Source organism: Streptomyces asoensis (genome assembly GCF_013085465.1).
GTDB classification, from domain to species: domain Bacteria; phylum Actinomycetota; class Actinomycetes; order Streptomycetales; family Streptomycetaceae; genus Streptomyces; species Streptomyces cacaoi_A.
Genome location: NZ_CP049838.1, coordinates 144,982 through 170,555, shown reverse-complemented (window position 1 = coordinate 170,555; position 25,574 = coordinate 144,982). Strand labels below are relative to the sequence as shown.

24 protein-coding genes and 3 pseudogenes are annotated in these 25,574 nt (G+C 67.7%); 14 read left to right on the top strand and 13 right to left on the bottom strand.

Translation table 11 applies throughout. From position 1 onward, the window contains the following. Positions 1–219 precede the first annotated feature (219 nt). The 3 genes from G9272_RS00790 to G9272_RS00780 all read right to left on the bottom strand — a co-directional run bounded on the left by G9272_RS00790 (position 220) and on the right by G9272_RS00780 (position 2,589). A complete protein-coding gene (locus G9272_RS00790) occupies positions 220–663 on the bottom strand; it encodes a VOC family protein (RefSeq protein ID WP_253267636.1) in 444 nt (147 codons plus the stop codon). Between the two features lie 305 nt (positions 664–968). Then, on the bottom strand, positions 969–1,820 hold the full coding sequence (locus tag G9272_RS00785; RefSeq protein ID WP_171394707.1) for a putative RNA methyltransferase: 852 nt from the start codon (positions 1,818–1,820) through the stop codon (positions 969–971). Positions 1,821–2,124: 304 nt separating this feature from the next. Beyond that, positions 2,125–2,589: a hypothetical protein gene (locus G9272_RS00780; RefSeq protein WP_171394706.1), complete on the bottom strand. Its 465-nt coding sequence runs from the start codon at positions 2,587–2,589 to the stop codon at positions 2,125–2,127. On the opposite strand from G9272_RS00780, the gene G9272_RS00775 reads away from it, so the two are divergent. The 3 genes from G9272_RS00775 to G9272_RS00760 all read left to right on the top strand — a co-directional run bounded on the left by G9272_RS00775 (position 2,575) and on the right by G9272_RS00760 (position 5,656). Further along, complete coding sequence (locus tag G9272_RS00775; protein ID WP_171394705.1) at positions 2,575–3,258, top strand: S1 family peptidase; 684 nt, start codon at positions 2,575–2,577, stop codon at positions 3,256–3,258. The two genes, G9272_RS00780 and G9272_RS00775, sit on opposite strands and share 15 nt — an antisense overlap. 344 nt (positions 3,259–3,602) lie before the next feature. Then, entirely contained in the window at positions 3,603–3,908 is a 306-nt protein-coding gene (locus G9272_RS44635) for a hypothetical protein (RefSeq protein ID WP_216377789.1), read from the top strand. A 104-nt stretch (positions 3,909–4,012) separates the two neighbouring features. Next, complete coding sequence (locus G9272_RS00760; RefSeq protein ID WP_171394703.1) at positions 4,013–5,656, top strand: GMC oxidoreductase; 1,644 nt, start codon at positions 4,013–4,015, stop codon at positions 5,654–5,656. Between the two features lie 141 nt (positions 5,657–5,797). Here the strand turns inward: G9272_RS00760 and G9272_RS00755 are convergent, their stop codons facing one another. Both G9272_RS00755 and G9272_RS00750 read right to left on the bottom strand, forming a co-directional pair. Next, the gene (locus G9272_RS00755; protein ID WP_171394702.1) at positions 5,798–6,277 is read right to left on the bottom strand and encodes a carboxymuconolactone decarboxylase family protein; all 480 of its coding nucleotides are present in this window, start codon (positions 6,275–6,277) and stop codon (positions 5,798–5,800) included. A gap of 91 nt (positions 6,278–6,368) precedes the next feature. Beyond that, positions 6,369–7,442 (bottom strand): NAD(P)H-dependent amine dehydrogenase family protein, encoded by a 1,074-nt coding sequence (locus tag G9272_RS00750; RefSeq protein WP_171394701.1) that lies wholly within the window; start codon positions 7,440–7,442, stop codon positions 6,369–6,371. A 696-nt stretch (positions 7,443–8,138) separates the two neighbouring features. Here G9272_RS00750 and G9272_RS00745 point away from each other — a divergent pair. Continuing rightward, a complete protein-coding gene (locus G9272_RS00745) occupies positions 8,139–8,489 on the top strand; it encodes a VOC family protein (protein ID WP_171394700.1) in 351 nt (116 codons plus the stop codon). A 1,651-nt stretch (positions 8,490–10,140) separates the two neighbouring features. On the opposite strand, the gene G9272_RS00740 is transcribed toward G9272_RS00745, so the two are convergent. Continuing rightward, positions 10,141–11,154, bottom strand: a complete 1,014-nt coding sequence (locus G9272_RS00740; RefSeq protein WP_301272111.1) for a tetratricopeptide repeat protein — start codon at positions 11,152–11,154, stop codon at positions 10,141–10,143. 471 nt (positions 11,155–11,625) lie between these two features. On the opposite strand from G9272_RS00740, the gene G9272_RS00735 reads away from it, so the two are divergent. Beyond that, a complete protein-coding gene (locus G9272_RS00735; protein WP_171394698.1) occupies positions 11,626–12,912 on the top strand; it encodes a hypothetical protein in 1,287 nt (428 codons plus the stop codon). Between the two features lie 32 nt (positions 12,913–12,944). Here G9272_RS00735 and G9272_RS00730 read toward each other — a convergent pair whose 3' ends face one another. Next, entirely contained in the window at positions 12,945–14,063 is a 1,119-nt protein-coding gene (locus G9272_RS00730; protein WP_301272110.1) for a tetratricopeptide repeat protein, read from the bottom strand. Positions 14,064–14,759: 696 nt separating this feature from the next. Between G9272_RS00730 and G9272_RS44920 the strand changes: the two genes are divergently transcribed. The 4 genes and pseudogenes from G9272_RS44920 to G9272_RS00715 all read left to right on the top strand — a co-directional run. Further along, a complete protein-coding gene (locus tag G9272_RS44920) occupies positions 14,760–14,948 on the top strand; it encodes a hypothetical protein (protein ID WP_253267634.1) in 189 nt (62 codons plus the stop codon). A gap of 64 nt (positions 14,949–15,012) precedes the next feature. Next, positions 15,013–15,657, top strand: a complete 645-nt coding sequence (locus tag G9272_RS44915; protein WP_253267633.1) for a DUF6192 family protein — start codon at positions 15,013–15,015, stop codon at positions 15,655–15,657. A gap of 3 nt (positions 15,658–15,660) precedes the next feature. Beyond that, positions 15,661–16,071 carry a RacP protein gene (locus G9272_RS00720; protein ID WP_171394696.1) on the top strand — a complete coding sequence of 137 codons (411 nt, stop codon included), beginning with the start codon at positions 15,661–15,663 and terminating at the stop codon, positions 16,069–16,071. A 170-nt stretch (positions 16,072–16,241) separates the two neighbouring features. Then, positions 16,242–16,424: pseudogene (locus G9272_RS00715) on the top strand (IS5-like element IS4811 family transposase); the annotation flags it as partial. A 365-nt stretch (positions 16,425–16,789) separates the two neighbouring features. On the opposite strand, the gene G9272_RS00710 reads toward G9272_RS00715, so the two are convergent. Further along, positions 16,790–17,365, bottom strand: a complete 576-nt coding sequence (locus G9272_RS00710; protein WP_171394694.1) for a TetR/AcrR family transcriptional regulator — start codon at positions 17,363–17,365, stop codon at positions 16,790–16,792. A gap of 101 nt (positions 17,366–17,466) precedes the next feature. On the opposite strand from G9272_RS00710, the gene G9272_RS00705 reads away from it, so the two are divergent. Next, positions 17,467–18,318 carry an SDR family oxidoreductase gene (locus G9272_RS00705; protein WP_171394693.1) on the top strand — a complete coding sequence of 284 codons (852 nt, stop codon included), beginning with the start codon at positions 17,467–17,469 and terminating at the stop codon, positions 18,316–18,318. A gap of 95 nt (positions 18,319–18,413) precedes the next feature. On the opposite strand, the gene G9272_RS00700 is transcribed toward G9272_RS00705, so the two are convergent. Both G9272_RS00700 and G9272_RS00695 read right to left on the bottom strand, forming a co-directional pair. Continuing rightward, on the bottom strand, positions 18,414–19,241 hold the full coding sequence (locus G9272_RS00700) for an IS5 family transposase (RefSeq protein ID WP_171394692.1): 828 nt from the start codon (positions 19,239–19,241) through the stop codon (positions 18,414–18,416). A gap of 108 nt (positions 19,242–19,349) precedes the next feature. Beyond that, entirely contained in the window at positions 19,350–19,901 is a 552-nt protein-coding gene (locus G9272_RS00695; protein WP_171394691.1) for a hypothetical protein, read from the bottom strand. Positions 19,902–19,991: 90 nt separating this feature from the next. Between G9272_RS00695 and G9272_RS00690 the strand changes: the two are divergent. Further along, positions 19,992–20,708 (top strand): annotated as a pseudogene (locus G9272_RS00690) (transposase). A gap of 69 nt (positions 20,709–20,777) precedes the next feature. On the opposite strand, the gene G9272_RS00685 reads toward G9272_RS00690, so the two are convergent. Then, complete coding sequence (locus G9272_RS00685) at positions 20,778–21,206, bottom strand: VOC family protein (protein WP_171394690.1); 429 nt, start codon at positions 21,204–21,206, stop codon at positions 20,778–20,780. A gap of 282 nt (positions 21,207–21,488) precedes the next feature. Then, positions 21,489–22,268, bottom strand: a complete 780-nt coding sequence (locus tag G9272_RS00680; RefSeq protein ID WP_171394689.1) for a hypothetical protein — start codon at positions 22,266–22,268, stop codon at positions 21,489–21,491. 166 nt (positions 22,269–22,434) lie between these two features. On the opposite strand from G9272_RS00680, the gene G9272_RS00675 reads away from it, so the two are divergent. Further along, complete coding sequence (locus G9272_RS00675; RefSeq protein ID WP_171394688.1) at positions 22,435–22,668, top strand: hypothetical protein; 234 nt, start codon at positions 22,435–22,437, stop codon at positions 22,666–22,668. On the opposite strand, the pseudogene G9272_RS00670 reads toward G9272_RS00675, so the two are convergent. Beyond that, positions 22,593–22,781, bottom strand: a pseudogene (locus G9272_RS00670) (transposase); the annotation flags it as partial. The gene G9272_RS00675 and the pseudogene G9272_RS00670 sit on opposite strands and share 76 nt — an antisense overlap. A gap of 660 nt (positions 22,782–23,441) precedes the next feature. On the opposite strand from G9272_RS00670, the gene G9272_RS00665 reads away from it, so the two are divergent. Beyond that, complete coding sequence (locus G9272_RS00665) at positions 23,442–23,969, top strand: hypothetical protein (RefSeq protein WP_171394687.1); 528 nt, start codon at positions 23,442–23,444, stop codon at positions 23,967–23,969. Further along, the gene (locus tag G9272_RS00660) at positions 23,966–25,474 is read left to right on the top strand and encodes a M48 family metallopeptidase (RefSeq protein ID WP_171394686.1); all 1,509 of its coding nucleotides are present in this window, start codon (positions 23,966–23,968) and stop codon (positions 25,472–25,474) included. Before G9272_RS00665 ends, G9272_RS00660 begins: the two co-directional genes overlap by 4 nt. Positions 25,475–25,574 lie beyond the last annotated feature (100 nt).

Below are 25,574 nucleotides of genomic sequence, written 5' to 3'. Positions count from 1 at the left end.
CAAGGCCCCTCGGGCGGCCCTGTTCATGACATCAGCGCCTGACACGGACAAGCGCGAACGGCGCCGGACAACGCCGAACTACCTCGATCCGTGAACCGCAGTGCAGCACGGGCCGACCGGCGTCGACGGCTCCCCTTGTCAGCTGTCCATGAACGCAGGTGTATGCCCCCGCCCCGCCTCGATCGCCACAGCACACCACGTGGCTTGCGTGGTGGTGGGTCAGGCCGGGGTGACGGCGTCCTGAGTGGAGGCCGCGAACGCCTCGGGGCCCTGCTCTGCGGCCGCCGGGTCCATCCACATGACCTGCCAGCCGTGGCCGTCGAGGTCGAAGAAGCTGCGTGAGTACATGAAGCCGTAGTCCTCGGCGCCATCCGCCTCGGAGCCGCCCGCCGCGAGTGCAGCGGCGCTGACCGTATCGACCTCAGCACGGGATGACACGCTGAAGCAGTACAGCGCCAGCGTGTGCGTGGTGGGATCGGCCATCGGCAGTTTCGCGAACTGCGCGAACTTCTCACGGCTGAGCAGCATGACGGAGGCGTGCTCGCCGACCAGCATGCAGGCGGCGGTCTCGTCGGTGAACTTCGGGTTGAAACTGAACCCGAGAGCAGCGAAGAACGCCTTGCTGCGTTCGAGATCCGCTACGGGGATGTTCACGAACAGCATGCGGCCGGGGTGTGCGGGATTGGTCATGGTGGGTCTCCAGTCGGCGTCTCGATGGCGTACGTTTTGGTAGACCGGCCCGGCCGGCGGAACTCATCGGTAGATCTTCGCCGGCTGCCCGAACAGCAGACGCGAGCGCTTGGACACTCTTCGCCACCGCGTCCAGTTGCCCTCCAGTCGTCGATGGAGGCCGCCTGGGCTTCAGTTGCGTCGGAACCGTGTCCCAGGTGCCGTCAGCCGCCGGCCTGCGATGGCGCTTCCACACCTTCTGCCAGGGACCGAACTCAGGCGCACGCGCCCGCTCTCGGTCACCGAGGCCGGTAGGCGGTGGCCAGCACGGAGACGGTGACCTGATCGGGCAGGAAGCCGTCATTGTTCAGGTCTGCACGGCTCACGTGGCGTGCGCTCGGCGTCATGGCCACCAGGTCCAGGGCATCCAGCCTGGTCAGGGCTGCGGAGTATTCCACCTCTTCGGTGGCCGCGGCCTCGAAGAAGAGGTCCAGCGCCCGGTGTAGGCGCCGTTCCTTGACAGGGTCGATCGTGACCATCGCAGGCAACCGGTCGCGCAGCTCGGCCAGGTGCCGAGCGGTGTGACAGACCACGATCAGTCGGCCGGTCGGGCGCAGCACGCGGCGGAACTCGGCCGGATTGCGCGGGGCGAACACGTTCAGCACGACATTGGCCACCCCGTCGGCCAGCGGGAAGGGACGGAAGACGTCCCAGGCCACCGCGGCGCCCCGGTCGTGGGCACGGGCTGCCGAGCGCAGCGCGCGCACCGATGTGTCCAGACCCAGACCGCGGGCGTCGGGCAGCCGGTCGAGTACGCCGGCCAGGTAGTAGCCCGTGCTGCATCCCACGTCCACGACCGTGGCCTGCTCAGGCGCGGTGTCGACCGCCAGGCGGGCCCCGACTTCGCGGATGGGCGCGTAGGCGCCTGTGGACAGGAACCGGCTTCGGGCACGGACCATGGCTGCGTCGTCGCCGCTGGTGGCGCGGGTGCCCGTCAGCAGGCCGGCGTAGCCGTGGCGGGCGATGTCGAAGGTGTGGCCCACCGGACAGCGCAGTGCGCCGCGGACGGGGTGCAGGTGGCGTGTGCGGCAGGCCGGGCAGCACAGCAGGTCGAGGGACAGTTCGAGGGCAGGGGAAAGCGACACGGGCACGAGGCACTCCTGGCAAGGGCGAAGGGAAGAGACCGTGCCTGCACGCGCGCTCAGAACGTCACTGCATCAGGAAGAAACGGGCAGTGTCGGGATCGTGGGTCACTCGGCAGGCACACCAAGGAGGGCGACGCCGTTCGGCATCGCCCTCAGCGCCTTCCGGTCACAGGAAGCAGCAGTGCGGGGTGCTCATGAATGCCACGTCATGAGACTACGAGCATCGGCGAAGCCCACAACCCCGCACGGGAGTTGGGAGAAACGGCCTACGTCGGGTGGCTGCCGGTGAAGCAACGGGCCAGGCGTCGCTCTACGGGGCGAACGTTCGGTGCCGGGCTCCCGGAGGCGGCAGTGCTGCGGCGGCCCGGCGGGCGGTGTCCACGTGGTGTGCCGCGTGCCAGGCACGGGCTACCTGTTCGGCGCGCGGGTAGGAGTCGGCCGCGGCCTGTTCCTCGTCGACCAGGCGGTACAGGTCGGCCAAGTCGTGAGCGAGGGGACGACTCGCGTGGGCGCCGTCGGCGGCGCCGCCGAACTGGTCCTGGAGGGGCAGCAGATGGGTGATCAGCGTGTTCGCGATGTCGCTGACATCGAAGTTCGAGTCGCTGTTGCCGTCGACCGGAGCCCACCGGGGCGGTCGGTCCGGACCGGACGGGGGTGAGGACGGCTGTACGGCCGGACCGCGTCTGTCGCCGTGGACGTCGCCTCCCGCACGATGGAGGCACTGCCCGGTACGAGAACGACCGACTCCCCTGGAGGGGCCGTGAGACGTCCGCACACACGCCTGACGATGTTCACCGCGGTCGTGACAGCGGCGGTCGCCCTGCTGTTCGGCACCGGTACGGGCGCCACAGCCGTCCAGGTGCCCACGATCCGCGGGGGCACCCTGCTGTACGCAGCCACCGGCGCGCAGTGTGTCGTCGGCTTCAACGCGGTGAGCGGGGTCAACCGCTACGCCGTGATGGTCGGCCACTGTTCCGGCACCCACTCCACCACCTGGTACGCGGACGCGGCCCACACCCTGCCGGTCGGCGTTACCGCGGGCGCCTCCTACCCGATCGACGACTACGGCGTGGTCCGCTACACCACGAGCGCGCTGGTCCTCCCTGGTGACATCGCGCTGGGCGGGGGCGTCTACCAGGACGTGACCGCAGCCGCGAACCCGGCGATCGGGCAGTCCGTCTGCCACGTCGGACGGACCAGCGGCGTCCACTGCGGGACGGTGACCGCGGTCAACGTCACGGTCAACCACGCCGACGGCACGGTTTACGGTCTGTTCCGCTCCACCGCGTGCTCGGAACCGGGCGACACCGGGGCGCCGGCCTACTCCGGGTCGGTCGCCCTCGGATTCGCGGTGGGCTCCTCGGGCAACTGCGCGTCCGGTGGCGTCACCTACTACCAGCCCGTCGCGGAGGTCCTCTCGCTCTTCGGCCTGACTCTGTACTGACCACCCCCTCCGCGGACCTGCTCGGGCTGTGGGCCCTTCGGACCGTTCGTAGTCGAGGACTCCACGACGGGAGCGAGGCGGCCGCGGGGCTTCGCCGGTGCTGCGGTCGGTCCAGTGCGCGGCCGTCGGTGGTCAGGGTGCGGGCGAGGCGGTCGAGGTAGGCGCGGTATTCCGCGACGAAGTCGAGGCGGCCCTGCGCGATGGCCCACTGGATCTGGAGACCGTCGGAGACGGCGAGGATCTCGCGGGCGACCTGGTCGGGGCCGGCTTCCGGCTTGAGCCGGCCGGCGGCGAGGGCGCGCCGGAGTCCTGCGGCCAGTCCCTCGGCCGCGATCCGGTAGCGGGTGGCGAAGATACCCATCCTCACCCTCGACCCGGACGGCTCCCTGGTCGACGACCCGGCGGTGCCGGCGGTGGACGCTGATCGGCGAACTGGGTCTGAGCCACTTCAACGTGCTCGCCGCAACCGCCGGGGCGGGCGCGAATGGGTCACCCGCTCCGACGTGGTGCGGGCTCCGGGCACCGTGTTCGCCTTCGTCGTCGGCGGAGCCGACCACGGCATCGTGCGCTGGGACTGGCATTTCCGGGAACAGGGCATGGGCAGCATCGTCCAGCAGTCCTGGCAGTTGCTGCGCACCGATCCCCTGTGATGCCCAATATGTGATCTTTTGAAAGTTACCTCAGGGTATGGCGTGACTTCTCATCTGGGTGCCAGTAGAACCCGTTGCACTCTATGAAGAGTGAGGAGCCGCGCATGAACGACGATTTCCCACGTGGGAGGCGCCTGAGAGGCGTATCCCGACGAAGATTCATCGCTGGAACTGGTTCTCTTCTCGGGTCGGCCGCGCTCGCCGGGCAAGTAGTCCCGGCCCATGCCGCCACCACAGCCGCAGCCGCGGTGATCGAACCGGGCGCGCACGTGCCCGTCCTCGTGGTCGGCACCGGATACGGCGGCTCCGTGGCCGCTCTGCGCCTGGCCCAGGCGGGTGTCGACGTCCACATGATCGAGATGGGCATGGCCTGGGACACCCCCGGGTCGGACGGCAAGATCTTCGCCAACACGACGAGCCCCGACTACCGGTCCTTCTGGCTGCGCACCAGGACGAAGCAGCCGCTCAGCAACTTCCTCGGCTTCCCCATCGACAAGGACGTCCCGCGCTACACCGGAATCCTGGACGCCGAGGAGATGGGCGGCATCATCGTCTACCAGGGCCGGGGCGTCGGCGGCGGTTCACTGGTCAACGGCGGTATGGCGGTCACTCCCAAGCGGGAGAACTTCGGCGCCGTCCTGCCGTCGGTCGACGCCGACGAGATGTACTCCGTCTACTACCCGCGCGCCAACGCGGGTCTCGGCGTCGCCACGGTCGACCCGACGTGGTTCGAGACCGCCGACTGCTACCAGTACGCGCGGGTCGGCCGTAAGCACGCCCAGCGTTCGGGCTTCCCGTTCGTCTTCGTGCCCGACGTGTACGACTGGGACTACATGGAGCAGGAGGCTGCCGGGACCGTACCCAAGTCCGCGCTCGCGGGCGAGATCCTCTATGGCAACAACTATGGCAAGAAGTCCCTACAGAAGACCTACCTCGCCCAGGCGCAGGCGACCGGACGGGTCTCCATCTCACCGCTGCACAAGGTCACTTCGGTCTCCCCGGCAACAGGAGGCGGCTACACGGTCGTCATCGACCGACTCGACACCGGCGGCAACACCACCGCGACCAAGACCGTCACCGCGGACCGGGTGTTCTTCGCGGCCGGCAGCGTCGGCACCAGCAAGCTCCTGGTCAAGCTCAAGGCGACCGGCGCGCTGCCGGGCCTCAACAGCGAGGTGGGCAAGGGCTGGGGCGACAACGGCAATGTGATGTGCGGCCGCGCCAACCACCTGTGGGACCCCACCGGCGCCCTCCAGTCGTCCATCCCGTGCTCCGGCATCGACAACTGGGCCGCAGGCGGCGCATTCGCCGAGGTGGCCCCACTTCCCACCGGCATCGAGACCTACGCCTCGTTCTACTTGTCGATCACCAAGAACCCCAACCGTGCCCAGTTCTCGTGGAACGCGGCGGCCGGAACAGTCGACCTCAACTGGCAGACCGCCTGGAAGCAGCCGTCCATCGACATGGCCAAGACGATCTTCGACAAGATCAACGCCAAGGAGGGGACGATCTACCGGACCGACCTCTTCGGCGCCTACAAGATCTGGGGCGACCATCTCACGTACCACCCCCTCGGTGGCGCCGTGCTCAACAAGGCTACGGACAACTACGGCCGCCTGCACGGACATCCCGGTCTGTACGTCATCGACGGCGCGCTCATCCCGGGCAACACCAGCGTCAATCCGTTCGTCACCATCACAGCACTCGCCGAACGAAACATAGAAGCGATCATCGCCGCGGACCTGTAGCGGCGACCCGAGCACGTGCTGGCCGGAACTGAACGGGACCCCGTCCGGAAAGAGGCATGAGAGGGGAACGAGCGAGGAACGATAGGGACTTGGAATGGAACGAACCAGGGCCGCCCGGACACCGGACGGCCCCGGACCGGCTCAATGTCCCGGCAGCACACACATGGCGTCGAGCCCCAGCACACGGTTGAGCCGCCCGAACGCCAGCCACGAGCCGAGGCTCATGGTCAGCTCCACGATCTGGGTCTGGCTGTAGTGCGCGGTCATCCGGTCCCAGAACTCATCGTCGAGGCCGTGGTGATCCAGGGCGTATCTCTCCGCGTACTCGGCGGCCAGGCGGGTGCGCTCGTCGAAGGCGTCGGTCGTGCGCCACTCGGCCACCGCGTCGGCGAACTCCTCCTCGACCTTCTGCTCGTCCCGCTCGGTCCGCCAGTCGAGGCAGAAGAGACAGCCGTTGATCTGCGCGATCCGGAGCCGCGCCGCCTCGAACTCGCGGAGTCCCAGGGTCGTATGGGCATAGACGGACAGCGAGAAGTTCGCGGCGGCGAGCCCGATGCCGGGGACCATGTCGCCCCACACGTACTCGATCGGGTTCTTGCCTTCGGGGATGTCGACGTTCATCCGGGACTCCTTCGTGTACGCCCCTGGCCCCGGCCGGCGACAGGAGGCTCGTCCTGGTGGTGTCGGAGGGATACGGAAGGGTGCGTCGGTGTCACTTCCCGCCGAGCCTTCCTACCGCCGGCCGCAGCGGGACATCGAGCGCGTCGTACAGTCCGGGCTCCGCGTCCACGAGCCAGTCGATCGCGCCGACCAGCCGGCCGACCGCGGTGGCGTTCCCGCCCGCGGAACGGTTCTCGCCCTCGTCGGTCGCCTCGACGGTGACCTCGATGCGTGGACGGCCCTCGATGATCACGCGGTGCGCCCCGTCGCCGTTGGGCGGCGACGGCCACTCCGGGGCGCAGGACGGGTGGATCCGGGTGATGTGCTCGATGACGAGGCGGGGTTCCCCCTTCACGAAGCCCTGCACCTCGAACCGCACCGCGCCCTGGGTGCCTGTCTCGAACTCGCCCATGGTCCGGGTGCTCACCGTCGCGTCGAGCGCGCGGCGCTGCAAGGTCTCGCGAATCTCGTCGAGTTCGACACCGAGGGCCCTGGCCATCAGCCGAATCTGCCCGCCCCACACCATGGTCGGGATCGACGGGGCGAGCATGAGCGGCTCGTAGTCCATCGGCTGGCCCATCCCGACCAGATACCTCACCGACTCCTCCTGCTCGTACGTGGAGTAGTCGAAGATCTCCTGGCAGCGGACGGCGTCGACGACGGTGCCCAGGCCGCTCATCAGCAGGGGCAGTACGTCATTGCCCCAGCCCGGGTCTACGCCGGACACGAACAGCGACCCTCCGCCGTCGGCTATCGCGGCGAGCACCGGGTCCCGGAACTCGGGTGGGGCGTTGCGCTGGTCGTAGAGCGGGTACAGCGCCGGAGTGACGACCACGGCACCCGCCCGGATCGCGGCGCCGATGTCGGCGAGCGCCTCGTCGGGCCGGATGTCGCCCGACGCCGCGTACACCACCGCCCGGGGGCCCTCGCTCAGCACGGCGTCGATGTCGTCGGTCGCCGAGATGCCCAGGCCCCGCCCGAGGCCGCCGAGTTCGCCCGCGTCGCGCCCGACCTTCTCGGGGTTGTGAACGAGCACGGCCGTGAGATCGAGCGCCGGATGCGCCTCGACCGCACGGATCGCCGCACGGCCGACGTTGCCGGTACCCCAGACCACCGTGGAAATCATGCGCAGGAGCGTAACCTGACGGACCGTCAGTTTCCATACCCTTGCACCTACCTCAGCGGCCTGCTTCGTGGACCGGGGAGCGACTCAAGTGTGCGCACGTAAAGGCGACTTGAGACGGCGGCATCGCAAGGCCCGGGCGGAGGTGGGGGTGGGGGATGTGCGTGGAACATCATCGACGGGATCCGGGGCCCTGGGCAGGCGGCGCGCTCCTCGCTGCTCCTGTCGTCGAGCGCCTGCGCCTTCACGACAGCGATCGGTTCCGTGCTCGTGCTGTGACCGGAAAAGTACGCCACCAGCAGGGGGCGGCATTGTTCGCCCTGGGCACCTACGTCGGCGAGACCGTCCGGCAAACCATCGGCGGCGCATGGGCCGCGGACGGCAACGGCCCGACTGCCGAGATGAACATCGGCCTCCACCTGCCAGGTGATGCTTCACCTCCCTCGCGGTGCCCGGCGTGACCTCGGTCGGCTACTTGCTCGCATCCACGATGAGTTCGAGGCCGCACTCCGCCGAACCCTGGGCCGGGTGAACAGACCTACGGTGGGCGGTTGGTGGTGGTCAAGGATCCGCGAGCGCTGACGCCGCTCACGGGGCCGCATGCGTCCTGGCCGACTCGCGGCCGGCTGTTGTTCCACCTGAGCGTGCCAAGATGCCGAGGTCACGACCGCGCGCACGTCGAAGAGGCAGGAGCAAGCCATGATCAGCGGTGCACATGTCATCCTCTACAGCCAGGACGCCGAGGCGGACCGTGCCTTCCTCCGAGACGTCCTCGACTTTCCCGGCGTCGACGCGGGCGGCGGCTGGCTCATCTTCAAGCTGCCCCCGGCCGAGGTGGCCGTGCACCCGACCGACGGCCCGCCCCAGCACGAGTTCTTCCTGATGTGCGACGACCTTGATGCCCAGCTCGCCGAGTTCCGCGCACAGGGCGTCGAGATCACCCGCCCGGTCAGCGAACAGCGCTGGGGCAGACTGACCGCGATCCGGCTCCCCAGCGGCGCCGAACTACCGCTGTACGAACCGCTGCACCCCATCGCCCACAGCCTGTGACACCGGCACTTGGCTCAGCGTGACGGATCTCAGGGTGTCCGCGGAGCGTCAGTGGGGCCACCACAGGGAGACCCTCCGCATGGGAAATCGCGTTCGTAGCGGTTCGTAAGAAGCTGTGTCACATCCTCTTTCCGCAGCTCACGGCATTACGCAGCGAGCGGGAGCCAGCGCCGGCACGCTCCTGTTTGTCGCCAAACTGCCCATCAATCTGGGCGACTTGATGATAATTCGGGCCGCATTTGCGACATTGGGGTAAGCAGGTGGAGATGCGTGTCATCGGGGGTGGCTCAATGGGTGGACATAACGGCCGAGGCGGGCCGCGGAGCACAGGGCGCCGCCGTCGGCGTACCGGAAGCGGCGACGGCGAAGGGGGAGGTGCCCAGCGAAGCCAAGAGTGGTCTGGCCGCCGCTGGTGGGGGCGGGGCCAGGTCACGGGGCAAGGCAATCCGCCCCCATCACCCAAGGGCCCTGGGCCTGCGACTGGGCAGAACCCAGCCGCGATCGGTGGTGAGGGAGACGGCGAAGACCAAGGTCGAACCGCTCCCGAAGACAGCTGGCACAGGCCCCCCACGCATACAAACGGTCCGCCCCCGCCCAGTGACGCAGGTGCGTCTGCTCCGGACGCCAGCGCGGAGCAACACCGGATCCCTTCACCTCCTGCCTCGCCTCCTCCCCATGACTCGGGCGTACCTGGCCCGGACGTCGGTGCGGGGCCTGCGGGTCATCACGAAGCGCCGTCGGCCAACGATCAGCATTGGGCCGGCTGGGACGGGAAAGTAACGCACGCGGCTCCCGGCAAGGAACAGCCACATCATTTGGCGGACTGGTCCGACAAGGCGCCGCACGCGGTCCCGGGCAAGGGGACCCTGGATGCATCACACCCACACGCAGTGCCTGGTTCTGCTGCGGATCCTGGATCTCTGCCAGGAGCGGCGCATCCCGCACATGCTGGCAAGGATCCGATGGCGCCGGGGTCCACGGACCATGCCGGGTCTGCGTATGGCGGGATACACGCCTTCTCGCCTGGTGGTTCTCCGACGGGCGATGGGCATCCTGTCGTCCCCGGAGTTTCCAGCCCTACTCCCGCGCAGGTCTTTGGGGTTGGCTCCGACGAGGGGACAGCCTTCGCAGCCGGGCCAGCCACCCCGGTTGATCACGCGAGCACCGAGACGGTGGCGCCCGGCTCCAACCCCGCCGGGCCGCCTGCCGACGCTGGGCAGCCTCAAGGTCCCGAAAACTCGGTGGACGGGATCCCCGTCAGCGGGCCGCCGACGGGGGCACCCCTGTCGGCGGAGGCGCTCCAGGAGTCGGTCACGGCCACTCCTCCGACAGGGCAGAGCGACGAGGCCGGTCAGTTGCAGCCGTCTTCTGCCTCGGGAGACTCGGGGCAGGAGGGCGGGCAACAGCAGCCCTCCGCATCCAGCAACGGCGCGCAGGCCGGGCATCACCTTCCGGGGGCAGATTTTGGGGCGATTTCGTTCGACTTCGACGGGGGACTGCCCGATGGCCCCGTGACGGATGCCGGCGCGGACAGCCCCGGCGTGGACGGTGCCGGGGCCCATGACGGGGATGCCGGAGCAGGCGGCTTCGAGAGCCTCGCTTCCTTCGCCCCGCCCGGGATGATGGCGTAGGCCGCCCCGGAGACTCTGGATCAGGTCATGATCTTCCGGACGTCGTAACGCTCGGGGAAGGCCCTCGATTCCACGTACCGGACGATCTCCATCACCCGGTTCGGGGTGCCGATACCGGGCACCTCCACGTAGGCAGTCGAGTAGGCGCCCGCCTCGTTGTAGCGGAGGCCGAGTGACGCCGTGTTGGTGAAGTACGTGCCGAAGGTGCGTACATAGCTGGGTGACTCGACGATCTGGTAGTACCAGACGAACTGGACCTTGCGACGGATGAACCCGGACTTTACGTCGACTCCGTATTCGTAGAAGTCGGCGCCGTTGGTCCGTGGCTTCACCAGCAGGAGAACGAAGGAGGAGAGGAAGTAGATCCACGCCACTAGCGCGGGGACCAGGCTGTACGCACGCATTCCCAGACCGATGCCCAGCTCCGCGAGGACGTAGCCGGCCAAGGTCAGCGCGACGGCGATCAGGAAGCGCTTCGCGATCACGGACAGCAGGTGCCGTGCCTTGAGCTTCACCGAAAATCTCAGTGCGCCCCGGTCGGCGACGTGGTGGGTGTCGGACTGGGCGCGCAGGGTCGGTGGGCCCGGGGTGATGGGCCTGCCGGTGACAGGTAGCCCGGCGGGGGCGGGGGGAGACACGGGGACGGTGGTTCCGGGAGTGTCCTGGCAGGCTCGCAGCCTGGCTGCTGTGTCGCGGAACTCGGCTACCCCGAGCACTTGCCGGGCAGCCTCCAGGACTTTGCGGTACGCCTCCGCCGCCCCTTGCGGATCGGCGTCTGCCTGGAGGAGCCGGCCCAGGCGGTAGGCAGCCTCGTAGTGCCGCGGATCGTCGTCCAGGAGGCGCCGGAACTGCACTTGCGCTTCGCCATGCCTGCCGGTGTCGGTGAGACAAATCCCGTACGCGTACCGCGCGGCAACGTGCTCGGGCTCCTGCCGGAGGAGTTCTTGCAGCAGGGGCACGGCTTCCTCCGGCCGCCCCCGCCGATGCCGATCGCTCGCCCGTTCGTACAACGACCCATCGTCCGCCCCCGTCATACTGCCCTCCGAGCATGCTGATCCCTCTGCGTAGCCGTACGCTCACGCAAGCAGCAGCATTGTGCCGTCCTGTCAGCTTCGCCATAGGCCCAACCAGGAAAATTCGCCGCGGAATTACTCCCGGACGTCTCCGAAGCCTCGACGCGCCGCCAGTATGTGCTCGGGATGTCGAAGAGTGGGTGCTCAGCGCAGTGGGGCCAGGGACAGCCGGATTGCGCCCGGCTTCCGGGTGCGGACACGCACGGGCCTGGGCGCGGGACGGGCCGGCTGCTCTCAGCAGAGTGGACACATGCCTGTATCTCGGGCATGTCCGGAGCGCAAACTGATCAGGAGACCTTTAGGGCGTGATCACAACACCCACGCCCATCAACCCCCACGAACCGTGACGGAGGGGCGATGGTCGGGCGGGGCACTCCGTCGGCGGCCGTGAACGCGGACCGTGTGAGCCACTGGATAGCTCATTTTCGAGGCATGGCCTCTGGCAGCAGTCCCCAAGAGCGCGCTTTGAACGCCTGGGGACTGGCGAAGCACCATCGCGATGACATCCCTCGCTACTGGAGGGATCAAGACCTGGCCGCCGCTGAGCACTACCTCTACAGCTACCAGCACGTCTTCGACGACGGGAACGCGACATACATGCGTTTCCTTGTTGTCACGCAAGAAATCGTGAAGCGGACGGGTCTGGGCCAATGGCTCCGCTCGGGAGATGGGCCAGTGAGTCCTGGTGGTCCGGATCAGCTGGCCTGGGGACTTGCCGGCGTGCGGGACGCGGAAGCCGATTTGCTGCGGCTGCAGCAGCAGGATTCACCAGACGCCACCGCAGACGTCGCTCACCCGGACACATCGTTGCCGTACGGGTACCAGGACGGTGGCGTCGTAGCCGGCGTACCCGAGACCACAGCGTGCGCAGAACCGTCCCCCGACGCACCTGTCACGTGTTTCAGCTGCTCGCCCAGCGTAGGCGGCGGCTTGTCGCAGACGGGAACCCAACCGGCGAAGGTGGCCGAGCATTCCGCTGACTGGGACGAGAAAGCACCGCATGCGACCCCCGGCAAGGAGCCAATCGACTCCTCGCACCCGCATGCCGTGCCAGGCTCCGCAGTCAACGCCGGGCTTCCACCGATGGCGACGCACGCGCACACTCATGCCGACCAGGATCCAGTGGGTCAACAGGCACCGGACCACCAAGTCGAGCAGCCCCTGCATCAAGCGGAACAGGCCGTATCGTCAACTGCCTTGCCGACGGGCGACGAATGTCCCGGCCCCACGGCCGACGCTCCGGCCCCCGCACAGGTCACTGAGGTCGCCGTCAGCACCGGCGGCGCTGCTCCCGCAGCTGTTCTGGATGCTTCGACGGAAGATGCGACCTCTGTTGTGCCGATGCCGGGCCTCAGCTCTGCTGGTCCGACAGCCGACACCGGACAGCCCCAGGGACAAGACGCGGTCACTGACGCACTTTATGCAGCGCAGGGCGGCGGACCGGGCCAGCCTCAGCAGTCTCCTGTGTCGGGCGACTCGTCTGGGCAGGAAGGCGGGCAGGAGCAGCCCTCGGTCCCGGGCGGCGGGTCGGCCGGGGATACCGAACAGCATCTTCCCGGGGAGGACTTCGGAGCGACCGGGTTCGAATTCGACGGTGGGCTGCCCGACGGCCCAGTGACGGGTACGGAAGGGGACGGGGAGGTCTGCCCAGACGGGGACGCCAGTGCGTGCGGTCATGAAAGCTTCTTCGCCATCGACCCGCCGGGCACCATGGAGTGATTCCTGCGGCCGCCCGTTGGGTCGGGGCGGGGTCACGTCACGAACTTCCGGACGTCATAACGCTCGGGGAAGATCCGTGACTCGACGTACCGGCCGATCTCCTTCACCTGGTTCGGAGTGCCGATACCCGGCAGCTCCACGTAGGCAGTCGAGTAAGCGCCCGCCTCGTTGTAGCGGAGGCCGAGTGACGCCGTGTTGGTGAAGTACGTGCCGAAGGTGCGTACATAGCTGGGTGACTCGACGATCTGGTAGTACCAGACGAACTGGACCTTGCGGCGGATGAAGCCGGACTTTACGTCGACTCCGTATTCGTAAAAATCGGCACTCCAGGTGCGCGACCTCACCAGGGCCACCGGGACCCCGGCCGCAACGGTTAGTACCACGGTCATCGGCACAAACGACAGATACTCCAGCAGGCTCTCGCCCCCCAAGACTCCCGTGAGCGTGCCCACGACGGCGGCAGCACCGACGAGCAGGCTGACAACCCATGGCAGGAGAAAGAAGGTGATGGCCAGGAGCAGCAGTGCGACCTCGTTGGCCACCAGAACCTGGGCCGCAGCAAGGGCTGCAACAACGGCGAGAAACGCCTTCCCCACCATGGCGGGGATGAGATGGCGGGGCATCAGGCGGACCTTCTTCCCCGGTGCGCCCCGGTCGGCGACGCGGTGGGTGTCGGACTGGGCGCGCAGGGTCGGTGGGCCCGGGGTGATGGGCCTGCCGGTGACAGGTAGCCCGGCGGGGGCGGGGGGAGACACGGGGACGGTGGTTCCGGGAGTGTCCTGGCAGGCTCGCAGCCTGGCTGCTGTGTCGCGGAACTCGGCTACCCCGAGCACTTGCCGGGCAGCCTCCAGGACTTTGCGGTACGCCTCCGCCGCCCCTTGCGGATCGGCGTCTGCCTGGAGGAGCCGGCCCAGGCGGTAGGCAGCCTCGTAGTGCCGCGGATCGCCGTCCAGGAGGCGCCGGAACTGCACTTGCGCTTCGCCATGCCTGCCGGTGTCGGTCAGACAAATCCCGTACGCGTACCGCGCGGCAACGTGCTCGGGCTCCTGCCGGAGGAGTTCTTGCAGCAGGGGCACGGCTTCCTCCGGCCGCCCCCGCCGATGCCGATCGCTCGCCCGTTCGTACAACGACCCATCGTCCGCCCCCGTCATACTGCCCTCCGAGCATGCTGATCCCTCTGCGTAGCCGTACGCTCACGCAAGCAGCAGCATTGTGCCGTCCTGTCAGCTTCGTCATAGGCCCAACCAGGAAAGTTCTTGCTGCAGATCTGCGTGAGCGCCGCGGACCCGCCTCGAGGCACCGAGGCCCTGTTCCCTCGGGCGCCATGCGGCTGGTCGTACGGTGACTGCATGGGCAGGGACGGCGTGCCCCGGCTGCGGCTGGGCGTGGTCACGGACGACGATGCGGGGCCGCGGTTGTGCCGTGGGTGCGGTGGTCCGCTGATGCCGTCGGCGAAGGTGACAGCAGTGTTCTGTTCGTCGGCCTGCCGGTCGCGGCACCGGCGGCGGATGCGGCGGGCGGGCGCGGGCGAGGACCGAGGCGGTCCAGGCCTGCGTGACGTCCAGTTGCCCGGAGTGCGGCGCGTGGTGGACGGTCGGGGTCGAGCATCCTGCCTCGACAAGGTACTGCTCTCCCGCTTGCCGCAAACGGGCCTGGCACAAGCGGCGCGCGAGGGACGCCCGGTTGTGAGACCGCGCATTCGGCGGCTGGCATCGTGCTTCGCTGCGAGGGCGTGTGCCCTGGCGGGGCCTTGGTGCCGGTCGGATCGTGCGATGCGACGGTCTGCCGGGGCGAGTTGACGGCATGAAATGGGTGCCGCACCCGGGTCCGCCGGGGGTGATGTCCGGATGCCCGCGATGATCGGCAGTGTGACCCGGGAACGCTACGACGAGCTGGTCAAGCTGGGGCGGGACTGGGTGGCCACGCTGAGTGGCGCTCAGTGGCGGCTCGGGGACGCGGCTGTGGAGATCGAGCCGATGCGCTCGTATGGGGGGCGCGAATCCGTCCGGGAAGGAAGACCTGTTCACCGCCAGTGAGGCCATCCGGATGTTCGCCGAAGACGTGGGACTGGCCTATACGACGGTCCGCAGTTACCGGTGAGTGTCCTCGCGCTGGCCGAAGGAGAGCCGACGGGCGGACGTCTCACACACCATCCACAAGATCCTGGCCGGCATCCCCGATGAGCAGGAACGTTTCGAGGCGGTCACCCCCCCGCCCAGCCCGCGCGGCGGCCAGGCCCGGTGGACGCACGACAGCGCGAAACGCATGGTGGGCTGGAAGGTCGACTCCCCGGAGAGCGTCCAGGAGAAGGCCGAAGCGATCCACGACCTGGCCACCGACGACGCGGTCGCGGCGGCGGTGACCACTGACTTCCTGCGCCGTCCGGCGGTCGCCAACAAGGCCATGGCCGACGACACCGCCCGGCATGCAGTCAACGAAGCCCAGTTCGACCGGTTCCGCCAGCAGGCCCAGTTCGTGCACCAGGAGGCAGCCCCGCAACTACACATGGAGCACAGTGCCCAGTTCATGGACCTGGTCGCAGCCTGCGCGCAATTCGTCACCACGGCCGGCAGGATCGTTCCCAACCTGCGCGGCGAACACTACGACGACGCCGAACGAGACACCATCGGCCGAGGACTTTCGCGGGTACGCGTCGCCGCAGACTGGATCGAGAACGCCGTCACCCGCGGCGAGATCGACCTGGACGAGCAGCTCCAGAAGCTGCTGAATGGCTCGGGTGAGTAGGCGATGGGGCGGGGAGTCACCGCTCACGTTCACGCCGAAGCGATCCTCAGCGCCCGGCAGGAGGCCCGCCCCGCCGGACTGACCATCACCCAGCTCATGGCCGCCACCGAACGCACCCGCGCGCAGATCCACACCGGGCTCGCGCACCTGCGCAAGGTCGCCGCCGCGCGCGGTCTGCCGCCCGTGACCTGGGACAGAAAGTGGGGATACCAGCTGCTGGACGACGCGCCGGAGGTGTGGATCGGTTACGAACGGGCCTTCTTCGACACCGTCCACCACCGCGTCGAGAACTTCATCGCCGGAATCCTCCTCCCGCACCAGACCAAGACCCCCGACGACCCCTATATCCGCACCGTCATGGCCGAGATGGGCGCGATCGAGTTCACCCTCCAGGTGCTGTCCAACCTGGAGTGAACCGGAAAGACAGGCAACGGGCCGCGACCGCCCCGCAGTTGGCTCCCTCCACAGGCCGTGGCCCGGCACCGTCATGCTGCTGCCCCGCTACCACTACCCCTCCGACACCAGCGACCTCGAATGGACCCTGCTCGAACGCCTTCTCCCGACAACGCCTACGGCGGCGAGGAGTTCCCCGCCCCAAGGACGCCGACGGCTTTGTCGTGCTACCGAAGCGGTGGGTGGTGGAACGGTCGAATTCGTGGACGAGGCGGGCCCGGCGCAACGCAAGGGACTACGAACGCAATATGTCCCATGCCGAAGCCCACATTCAGTGGGCCTTCATCACCCTGATGTCCCGCCGCCTGGCCCGGCAGCTCCGCCGCACCAAGGCGGTCCCGGCCACTCTCGCGGCAGCCGCCTGAAGGTACCTCCGTGCCGTTCGGCTGCCCGCCCATCGACGCCCGACCGAACGCCAAACCAGATCACGACCGGGCTTCATGGCGCTGTGACCTGCTGAAAGGAGATGTGACTCAGCTTCTAACACTGCGGCCCAGCGCGGACGCTGGGAAGTTGTGTCCTCGACCTTGTTTGCCGCAGGTCAAGGCGCCGCAACCGACCAACTTCGATGTCACCGGACAGACGACATCACGCATTCAAGGTCAGTATGCCGACACAGCCACTCGATGAATTGACCGTGGCTGCACTCGCGTTGGCGTGCCGGTCCGGGAGTTTGGGCTCAGCTCGCGGTCGAGTTCTTGGTCAGCGCGTCCATGAAGAGGTCGACGAGCGGACGGGCTTGCTCTTTGGTGCCGTGCTGCACGGAATAGGCGATGCCACCCATGAGGAGTAGGACATTGTCCGGGGCGACGTCCGTTCGCAGGCTTCCGTCTCGGGCGCCGGCCGTGAGGAGGGTGGCGACGGCGTCGGTAAGGAGTGCGCGACTGTCGGAGTATGGATCGATGCCGGAGGCGATGACCGCGTTGAGGGCTTCGGACATTCCGCTCTTTGCCGTGGCGTAGTGGATGAAGTGTTCCATCCACATCCGGGTGGCCTCGGCGGCCGGATGCTGGGTGAGAAGGTCGTTCACCTTCTCGCACACCTGGGTGAGTTGGCGCCGGTAGGCGGCGTCGATGAGGACTTCCCGAGTCGGGAAGTGCCGGTAGAGCGTGCCGACACCGACGCCCGCCTGCTTGGCGATGGCGGCAGGCGCGGTGTCCAGCCCCTGCTCGGAGAAGGCCTGCGCGGCGACCTCCAGCAGGCGCTCGCGGTTCTGAAGCGCGTCGCTCCTGGTGCGGCGGGGCGTGGCGGGCATGCGGGTTCCTTCGGTGTCGGTCTCCGGTTGCTTTCCGGAATCCGTTCCGCTTAACTTTAAACGGAATGGATTCCGGTATCACTCTACTTCAGGAGACCCCCATGCCCGCTCCCTCCGAAAAGGCCTTACGTCACTGGTTCGTCACCGGAGCCTCCGGTGGGCTGGGCCGTCATCTCACCGAGCACGCCCTCCGGAACGGCGACCGCGTTACGGCGACGGTCCGCCGCCCGGCAGCCCTGGAAGACCTGCGCGAGACGTACGGCGACCGGCTGACTGTCGAGATCCTCGACCTCACGCGGCCGGCCGACGTGGACAAGGTGGTCGGCAGGACTCTCCGGTCCGGGCCGGTGGACATTGTGGTCAACAATGCCGGATACGCGGTTGTGGGCGCCGCCGAGGAAATGACCGTCGAGCAGATTCGCGACCAGATCGAGGTCCTCCTGCTCGCGCCGATGGTGATCACCCGTGCCTTCCTGCCGCCGATGCGTGAGCAGGGCGGTGGCCGGATCATCCAGATCTCCAGCGTGGGCGGCCAGGTCGGTATCCCCACTCACAGCTCCTATCACGCGGGCAAGTGGGGGCTGGAGGGCTTCACCGAGAGCGTCAGCCGCGAGGTCTGCGACTTCAACATTCACCTCACTCTGGTCGAGCCCGGCGCCACCCGCACCGGCTTCGCTTCGGCCCTGCAATACACCACCGAAACGACCGTCTACCGCGACAATGCCGTCGGCCAGACCCGGCACTACCTGGAAACCGCAGACGAGAGCGTCTTCACCGGCGACCCGGCCAAGCTCGCCGCCGCCATCTACGACACCACCCGCCACCCGAGCCCGCCACTGCGCCTGACTCTCGGCTCCGACACCTACAGCGCAATCCACGCGGCACTCACCGAACGTCTCACCGCGCTCGAGACTCAGAAGGATCTCGCTGAATCTGTCGCCTTCACCCACTGATCCGCCCCACCGGCACGTCCCGTCAGAAAACCTCGCCGCCACTACGGCCTTACGCATCTCCGCAACTGCGACGTCAGGAAGTCCGGCACGTCGTCTCACCCAGCACCCCTACGCGATCGCATCAGGCGTCGCCAGCAGATGAGTGCGCAACCGAGAGTGAGGAACGCTTCGTGGATGTCGTCGCGTATCTCCCAGCGGATTCGCAAGCGGCGGAACCAATGCAAATGGGCGAACACGCGCTCCACGACCCGGCGTTGGGTGCCCAGTCCGGAGCCGTGCTCGGTGCCACGGCGGGCGATCGGCGGCTTCACCCCGTGGGTCCAGACCAGTCGGCGGTACTTGTCGTCGTCGTAGCCGCGGTCGGCCAGCACCACGTCGGGGCGGCGTCGGGGCCTGCCGCGCTTGCCGCGTACGGGCGACACGGCGTGGAGGAGCGGGATCAGCTGGGTGACATCGTTGCGGTTGCCCCCAGTCAGGGTGGCGGCGAGCGGGATGCCGGTGGTGTCGGTGATCAGGTGGTGTTTGCTGCCCGTCCTCCCGCGGTCCACCGGGCTTCGTCCAGTCTTGGCGCCTCCCTTCAACGCCCGGATGTGGGAGCCGTCGACGGCTGCACGGGAGAAATCGAGGGCATTCGCGCTGCGGAGTTCGGCGAGGAGGACCCCGTGCAGCCGGGGCCATACACCCGCCTCGGTCCACTCGACCAGGCGGCGCCAGCAGGTCATTCCCGGCCCGAAGCCGAGTTCCTGCGGCAGATGTTCCCAGGCGATCCCGGTGCACAGCACGAACAGGACGCCCTGCAAGACCAACCGGCCAGGATGCCGTTTGCGTCCCGGATGCCGCGTCCGACGCTCCACCTTGGGCAGCAACGGCTCGATCACCGCCCACAGCTCGTCTTCGACTTCCCACGGCTTCGGCCGCGCCACCGCACACTCCCAGGTCGTCAGCCCCGGAGCGATCCAACCAGCTCGAAGATCATTCGTTAGGAGTTCCAAGAAGAGGCCGTATCTGACCGGCAGCGATCAGGAGCATGCCTAGCCGGGCAGGCGGTCCAGCACAGCATGCAACCTCTCCCGCCCTGCCGTGACGCTCGCGTTCCACAGGCCTGAGGCGTCACCGCTCAGCGAGAGGGACTGGAGCCGTTGCTCCTCGGCGAGAAGGCTGGCACCCGCCACGTTCTGGTCCAGCATCCCCATCGCGGTGAGCGCCGCATGGCCGCAGGACACCGCCTCATCAGCGCTTCCTGACCCGTGCGCTAGCGGGGCATATCGCAGGCAGAGGACAGCGAAGAAGGCGTAAGTGTCGGCGACATGGGTGATCCCCTCCTCGTCCAGCTGAAGCTCCGGGAACCGCTCCAGCAGGCATACGCGCTCGGCGGCGTCGACGAGCGGTCGCTCGACAAACCAAAGATCGCGCACGGACTCCGCAGAGAAGTCCAGCTCGGCTTCCCGCCCCGGCACGCCCGCCCGCAGGCCCACGAACAGTGGCGCCATACGTTCGGTGCAGGCGGAGACGTACAGGCGAATCGCCTCGCCGCCCCCGTCACGAAGCGCCTCCGCGACATCCTCCTCCACCAACGTCTGCACGTGCCACCCGCATCCCGATAGAACAGATCGACAGGCTACACAGCGGGATGACGGCCACGGCTTGACGAGTTGGGACCCTGAGGTGTCTGGATAGCCTCGTTCGCCGGGTTGAGCCCGCGTTGCTTCGGTAAGTTGGTGACCGCTGTACAGCGCGAGCAGGCGGCCGACGTGCATCGCGGGCGGCCGTGGAGCCTGTCGCTGGAGGACCGTATTCCGTTGGTCGCGGCGTGCTGGCGTACGGACTTGGCGATGCGCCAGCTGGCACCGCTCTTCGGGATCTCCAAGTCGGCCGCCGACCATTTTCGGGCCGATGCTCGCCGTGCAGCCACGCAGGCGATTCCGTAAGGACACCATCCTCGTCGTCGGCACGCTGGTACTCCGGGGATTCCACCGTTGCCGAGCAGTCGAAGAACTACCGTTACTCCACGGCCCACCAGGTCGTCATCGGCGCTGACACCGGCTTGGTCGTGGTGGCCGGCCCGGCCCAGGCCGGGCAACCGGCACGACTCCCGCGGCTGGGAAGAGTCCGGTGCCACGGCCGCAGTCGGCAACACGATGACCATCGCCGACGGGGGCTGTCTGGGCACCGGACTGGCCATTCCGCAGCGTCGCCGCAAGGGCGAAGAACTCCCGGACTGGAAAGAGGAACACAACCGGTCCCACAAGCAGGTCCGCGCCCGTGTCGAGCACGTGTTCGCCCGGATGAAGACCTGGGAGATCCTTCGTGTCTGCCGTCTGAAGGGCGCCGGCGTTCACACGGCCTTGCTCGGCATCGCCCGGCTGCACAACCTCGCCCTCGCGGGGTGACTCCCGCTCCGTACGAGGCCGGAGAGACCCAAGAAAGGTGGCTCCCCGCCACCCCGGCTCGGGGAATGCTCAGTCGATACAGAACTCGTTGCCCTCGATGTCCAGCATCGGGATGCACGCATCGTTGCCGTCATACAGCGTTTGCACGTGTACCGCACCGAGAGGGACCAATCGCGCGCATTCGGCCTCAAGTGCGGCGAGGCGCTCCTTACCCACGAGTCCGGTGCCGACCCGAACATCAAGATGCACCCGGTTCTTGACGGCCTTCCCCTCGGGAACGCGCTGGAAGTACAGTCGCGGGCCCACACCTGAGGGATCGATACAGGCGAACCACGAATCCCGCTGCTCAGGGGGCTGTGAACGCTTGAAATCGCCCCAAGTGGCAAACCCCTCTGGTGGCGGCGGTATGACGTAGCCCAACACCTGGCACCAGAAACGAGCAAGACGCTCAGGTTCTGCGCAGTCAAAGGTGACTTGGAACTTCTTGATCGCTGACATCGGCGCACCGTAGCAGGCGGACTCTGCCGTTCATCTCCCCCCGGGCAGATCCGCCCGCCATCCATCGCACCCTGGGTCGCCTCGGACGCCAAGTGATCAGACCGGACAGTCCGCGAGAACGATACGGCCGTGGCGGTGGAGCCCACCGGAGCCCCACGATCCAGTCCTGGCCAACCACTCTCATGCCAAAGATCACTTACGGGACAGCTCTCAGAGGCCATCTCATTTGGCGAGTCTGCGGTAGCAGATGAGGGTGCAGGCAGCGATGTTGGTCGCACCCGCTCAGCCGGCCGAAGTGTTCTGTGTCGCCTCGCGTGCCTCGGTGAGGGCTCGCTGCCTGAGGTTGCCGCCGAACAACTGCATCGTGGTGGCGGCCAGGATGTCATCCCTGCCGATGGTCCGCCCGTCCCCCCTGCGGGCGTACGGGGCCCGGAGGGAATCCTTGAGGAACGGGGGTGGGGCCGGTTCGCCCGCCATCACTAGGGTGACCGTACCGAAACGTTTGACCCCGCCCTCGCGGACGACCATGGCCGCGTCCCGGGCGAGGTCCGTCAGGAACACGCTCGCGATTCCGTCCAGGTCGCGGACCATCGCCGGGACGGCCGTCGCCCCCTGGCTCCACAGCAGCTTCTTGACCCCGGCCTCGAACCTGTGGGCGCCGACCACAGCACTCGGTTTGCGCGACCTGCTGCGCTTACGAGAAGGCACGATGACACCCTCGGCGTCGTACAGGACACCGGTCAGGCCTTGAAACGTCGGGCTGTGGTCGTACCACTTGGCTCCCACCTCGAGCTCGACGTTCCGGTCGATCGCCGAGAGAAGGTCCCCAGGAATCAGCTTCTTCCGTGCCTCCGCCGCCGCCGCTCTCCTCGCGCCGTCGATGATCTCCGTCAGCACTGTCCGCGTCACCGACGAGGCGGCCCACGCGGCCGACCGAGAGACGTGCATCGGGGTCACGTCCCTGAACACCGCTTTGACGAGAGAAGGCTTGAACGGCGAGACATCCATGACCGAGGCGGTCACGGGACCGCTGCGCTCAGGACGTGCGGGCTGTGCGGTCATCGGAAGAAACGCTCCCTGCTGTCGGAGTTGTCAGAGGCCCACACTTCACCACGCAGACCCGCTCTCTTCCCCCATCCTCCGTCGAAGCGGCACCCGGTCAAGGGCCTGACGGGCACATCCCGACGGCCGGGCCGATGATGAGCCACCTCCCGCACGCCCTCGTACCGTGGCACCTGCGTCCCCCGTCCGGCTGTACCCGTTCTCCCTAGCCCCTGCCGCCGAGGAGAAGCGGCCGGTGAAGCGCACGCAGGACGACAAGTGGGCGGCCAACCTGCGGGGCGGCGAAGGCGTTCCACGCCCGTGGGGAGCACTTGAACGTGCCCCGCAGAGCCTGCGGCAGCAGATGAGGGTGCAGGCGATGCAGGTGAAGGCGAGGAAGTGGTCGGCTTTGCGTTCGTAGCGTCGATGGAGGCGGCGGCAGCCGGCGAGCCAGGCCATGGTGCGCTCTACGGTCCAGCGGTGGCGGCCCAGTCGTTGCGAGGACTCCACTCCCTTGTCGCTAATCCGTTCGGTAGGTATCTCGTACGCCTGGCGATCTTTACGGCGTCCAGGTCGGGCAGGGCTATCCAGGCGTGCCTGTCACGCCGGGAGAAGCGGAGAACATGCGAGGGCGCGCCGTAACTGCTGTGGGGCTGGGGGCGGGTGACCGGCAGGCCGAGTTGGACCGCTGTCCAGAGCCCGGGCGCTCGACTGGACCGGGCCGTCCCCCCAGGATGTCGGCGACCGGCTGTCGCAGCGCTTGCGACTCGGGGCGGCCGACGGCGCGGCCCCGTTTGTGAAGCCTCCTGGTCAGCGGTCTGTCAGTGTCTCCGGAGCGGGTGGCATCATCCTCGGGCCATGCGGCAGATGCGTCGCCGCGGTGGCGTCCGTCCTCCCCGGCCGGCACGCGGGACTTTGGGCCGGGTACTTCCTGACGGCGGAAAGCGGAGGTTTGGCGGCTGCCCGACAAGCGTCAGGTGACAGCGATCGGTTGTGATCTCTACGTCGAGGCGGGAACACTTTGCCCGAGAGCACCTTGCGATTTTATGCGCGGGAATTTCCGCAGTGAGAGTTTTTCGACGTCTTCCGATCAAACGAAGTGACTGCACCCACGACGCCGCTGGATTGCAGGAAGATCTCCTTCTGCTCGGCTGACGAGCTCAATACGACATGGTCGCTGCAAGGGGGATCCTCATGGAGACGAGCCGGGGTGGGGCGGTCGGAGGAGAAGAGGCCGCAGGGCGTAGCGAGATCGGCCTCGCGGAGTTCGCGCTCCGCGTGCTGCGGCAGGTGGCCCCGGACGAAGTCGCCGCTTTCGAGGCCGACATGCCTGACCATCTGAGGCGGGCCCGGGCACAACTGCGCCGGGAAGACCGTGGGCGTGAGCGTGACATTGCCTGTGGGAGCGGCATCGGCCTGGTCGATGTGATGGCTCCTGCCGTCGTCTTCGTCTGCGTGGCACTCGGGCAGGCACTGACGGAAGGCGTCACGAAACCGCTTGCCGACGCCACCGGTCGTTCCGTGACGCGGCTGTTGAGCAGGCTCCTGCGGCGGCCGACCGAGGCGGAAGCCGTGATTCGTTCCGGCAGCTTTTCGGCTGAGCAGCTCACGGCGATTCATGTTAAGGCCCTCGCCGAGGCGCAGCGGATGCTGCCCTACGAGCACGCCAAAGCGGTTGCGGACGCTGTCGTGACCTGCCTGGTTGTGGAGGAGGGCACGTGACTGCGACGGACCGGCCGGCTGCGCGCGTAGTTCGGGACCGCCGGACTGATGTGTTTGCCCACCCGCGCAACACCCTCCTGCTCTTCCTCCTTCTCTTTATCGCGGTCTGCGTGTATATGGAGACCGCCGTCGGTTACGCCGAGCAGCAGTTCCCGGGAGGGAGCGACGAGCGTGTCATCCCGAATACCCACATTCCCTATGCCGTCGCGTATGGGGTCTGGTGGCTGGTGCTCTTCGGTACGGAGATGAGCTGGAGAGTGGTGCGTAACAGGGGGCGCCGGCCGCTCGACCTGGTCCGGCACCCTCTGGCCGCCCAGCGCATCGACGCGTTGGCGTCGGAGGTGGGACTCAAACGGCGCCCGAGAGTGTTCTTGGTGCCGAGGATCGGTGACCAGGCCTTCGTAGGCGGCAGCACCTGGATGCCCGTCTGGCGGCCCTACCTCGTCGTGGGGCCGGGCCTGCTCGCTCTGGGCGACAGAAGGGATGACACCGCGTGCCAGATCTTTACGGCGGTCGTCAGCCACGAACTCGCCCACCTGCGCAATCGAGATGTCATGCTGCTCCACCTGTTGGCGGGACTCAGATGCGGCAATCTGGTGAGCGCCCTTCTCTTCACCTGTCTGCTGGCGCTCGACACGGCCGGCCAAGGCCACACTGGCCTGCTGTTCGGTGCGCTGACGCTGACGCTGTTCGCACTCCTCATCGAGCTCATCATCAGGGAGATGCTGCGCTGCCGGGAGAACTACGCCGATCTGCGTGCTGCCCGGACGCGACCGCAAGAGCTCGAACTGGCGCTTCGACTCGCCGAGCGGAAACGGAGCCACGTCGCGCCCCGACGCCTGGGTCGGGTGGTTTTGACCGCTTGGTGGAAGTGTCATCCCCCCGTTCGGGCCCGGCTGCGTCTGCTGGCCGAGCCGGGTGGGTTATTGCGTCTTCCCTGGCTCTACGTCCTCCTCGGAGGTGTCTTGGCAGGGGTCTCGTGTGTCACCGTCGCGGCTTCGATGAGTAACAGGCTGCACATCGACCCGTCCGAGAAGCCGACCTTCTTTTTCATGAATCTACTGGTCGGAGCCCCGCTTGGAAGCTTCATGGCGGTCGGCGTCTGGCGGCAGGAGCGGCACGGTAACAGTTCGTTTGCGCGCTCATTGGCCGACGCGGCCGCAAGGGTGATGCTCTTGGCCCTAGGCGTCATTGTCGGCAGCCGGCTGACGCCACTGACTCCCTACGGCAGGGTGTACAACGAGGCGACTCTTACTCTGGAGCCCGTTCTGCCCTGGTCGTTGGGAGCACTGTTGTGTGGCTGCATCACACTCGTGGGCTGGCCGCATCTGGCCGCACGGGTTTTGCGCCTCATCCGTCCCCAAGCGGGTCCGGCCGGATGGCTGTTCTGGTGGCCGCTGACGCTGACGGCCGCTACGGCGGGTTTCGCCGTGTTCTACTTCCTGCCGTTGCTCGAGATGACATTCCCCGCCGTGCCGGCCGTCACCGAGGGGTTGTTCCCCTGACCGACCCGGCTGTCGTCAGCCGGTCAGCTGTTCTGCGTACAGTGCACCGAGATCGGCCCCACACGTGCTGTCGAACCCCCTCGGCAATCCTTAGAGCTCG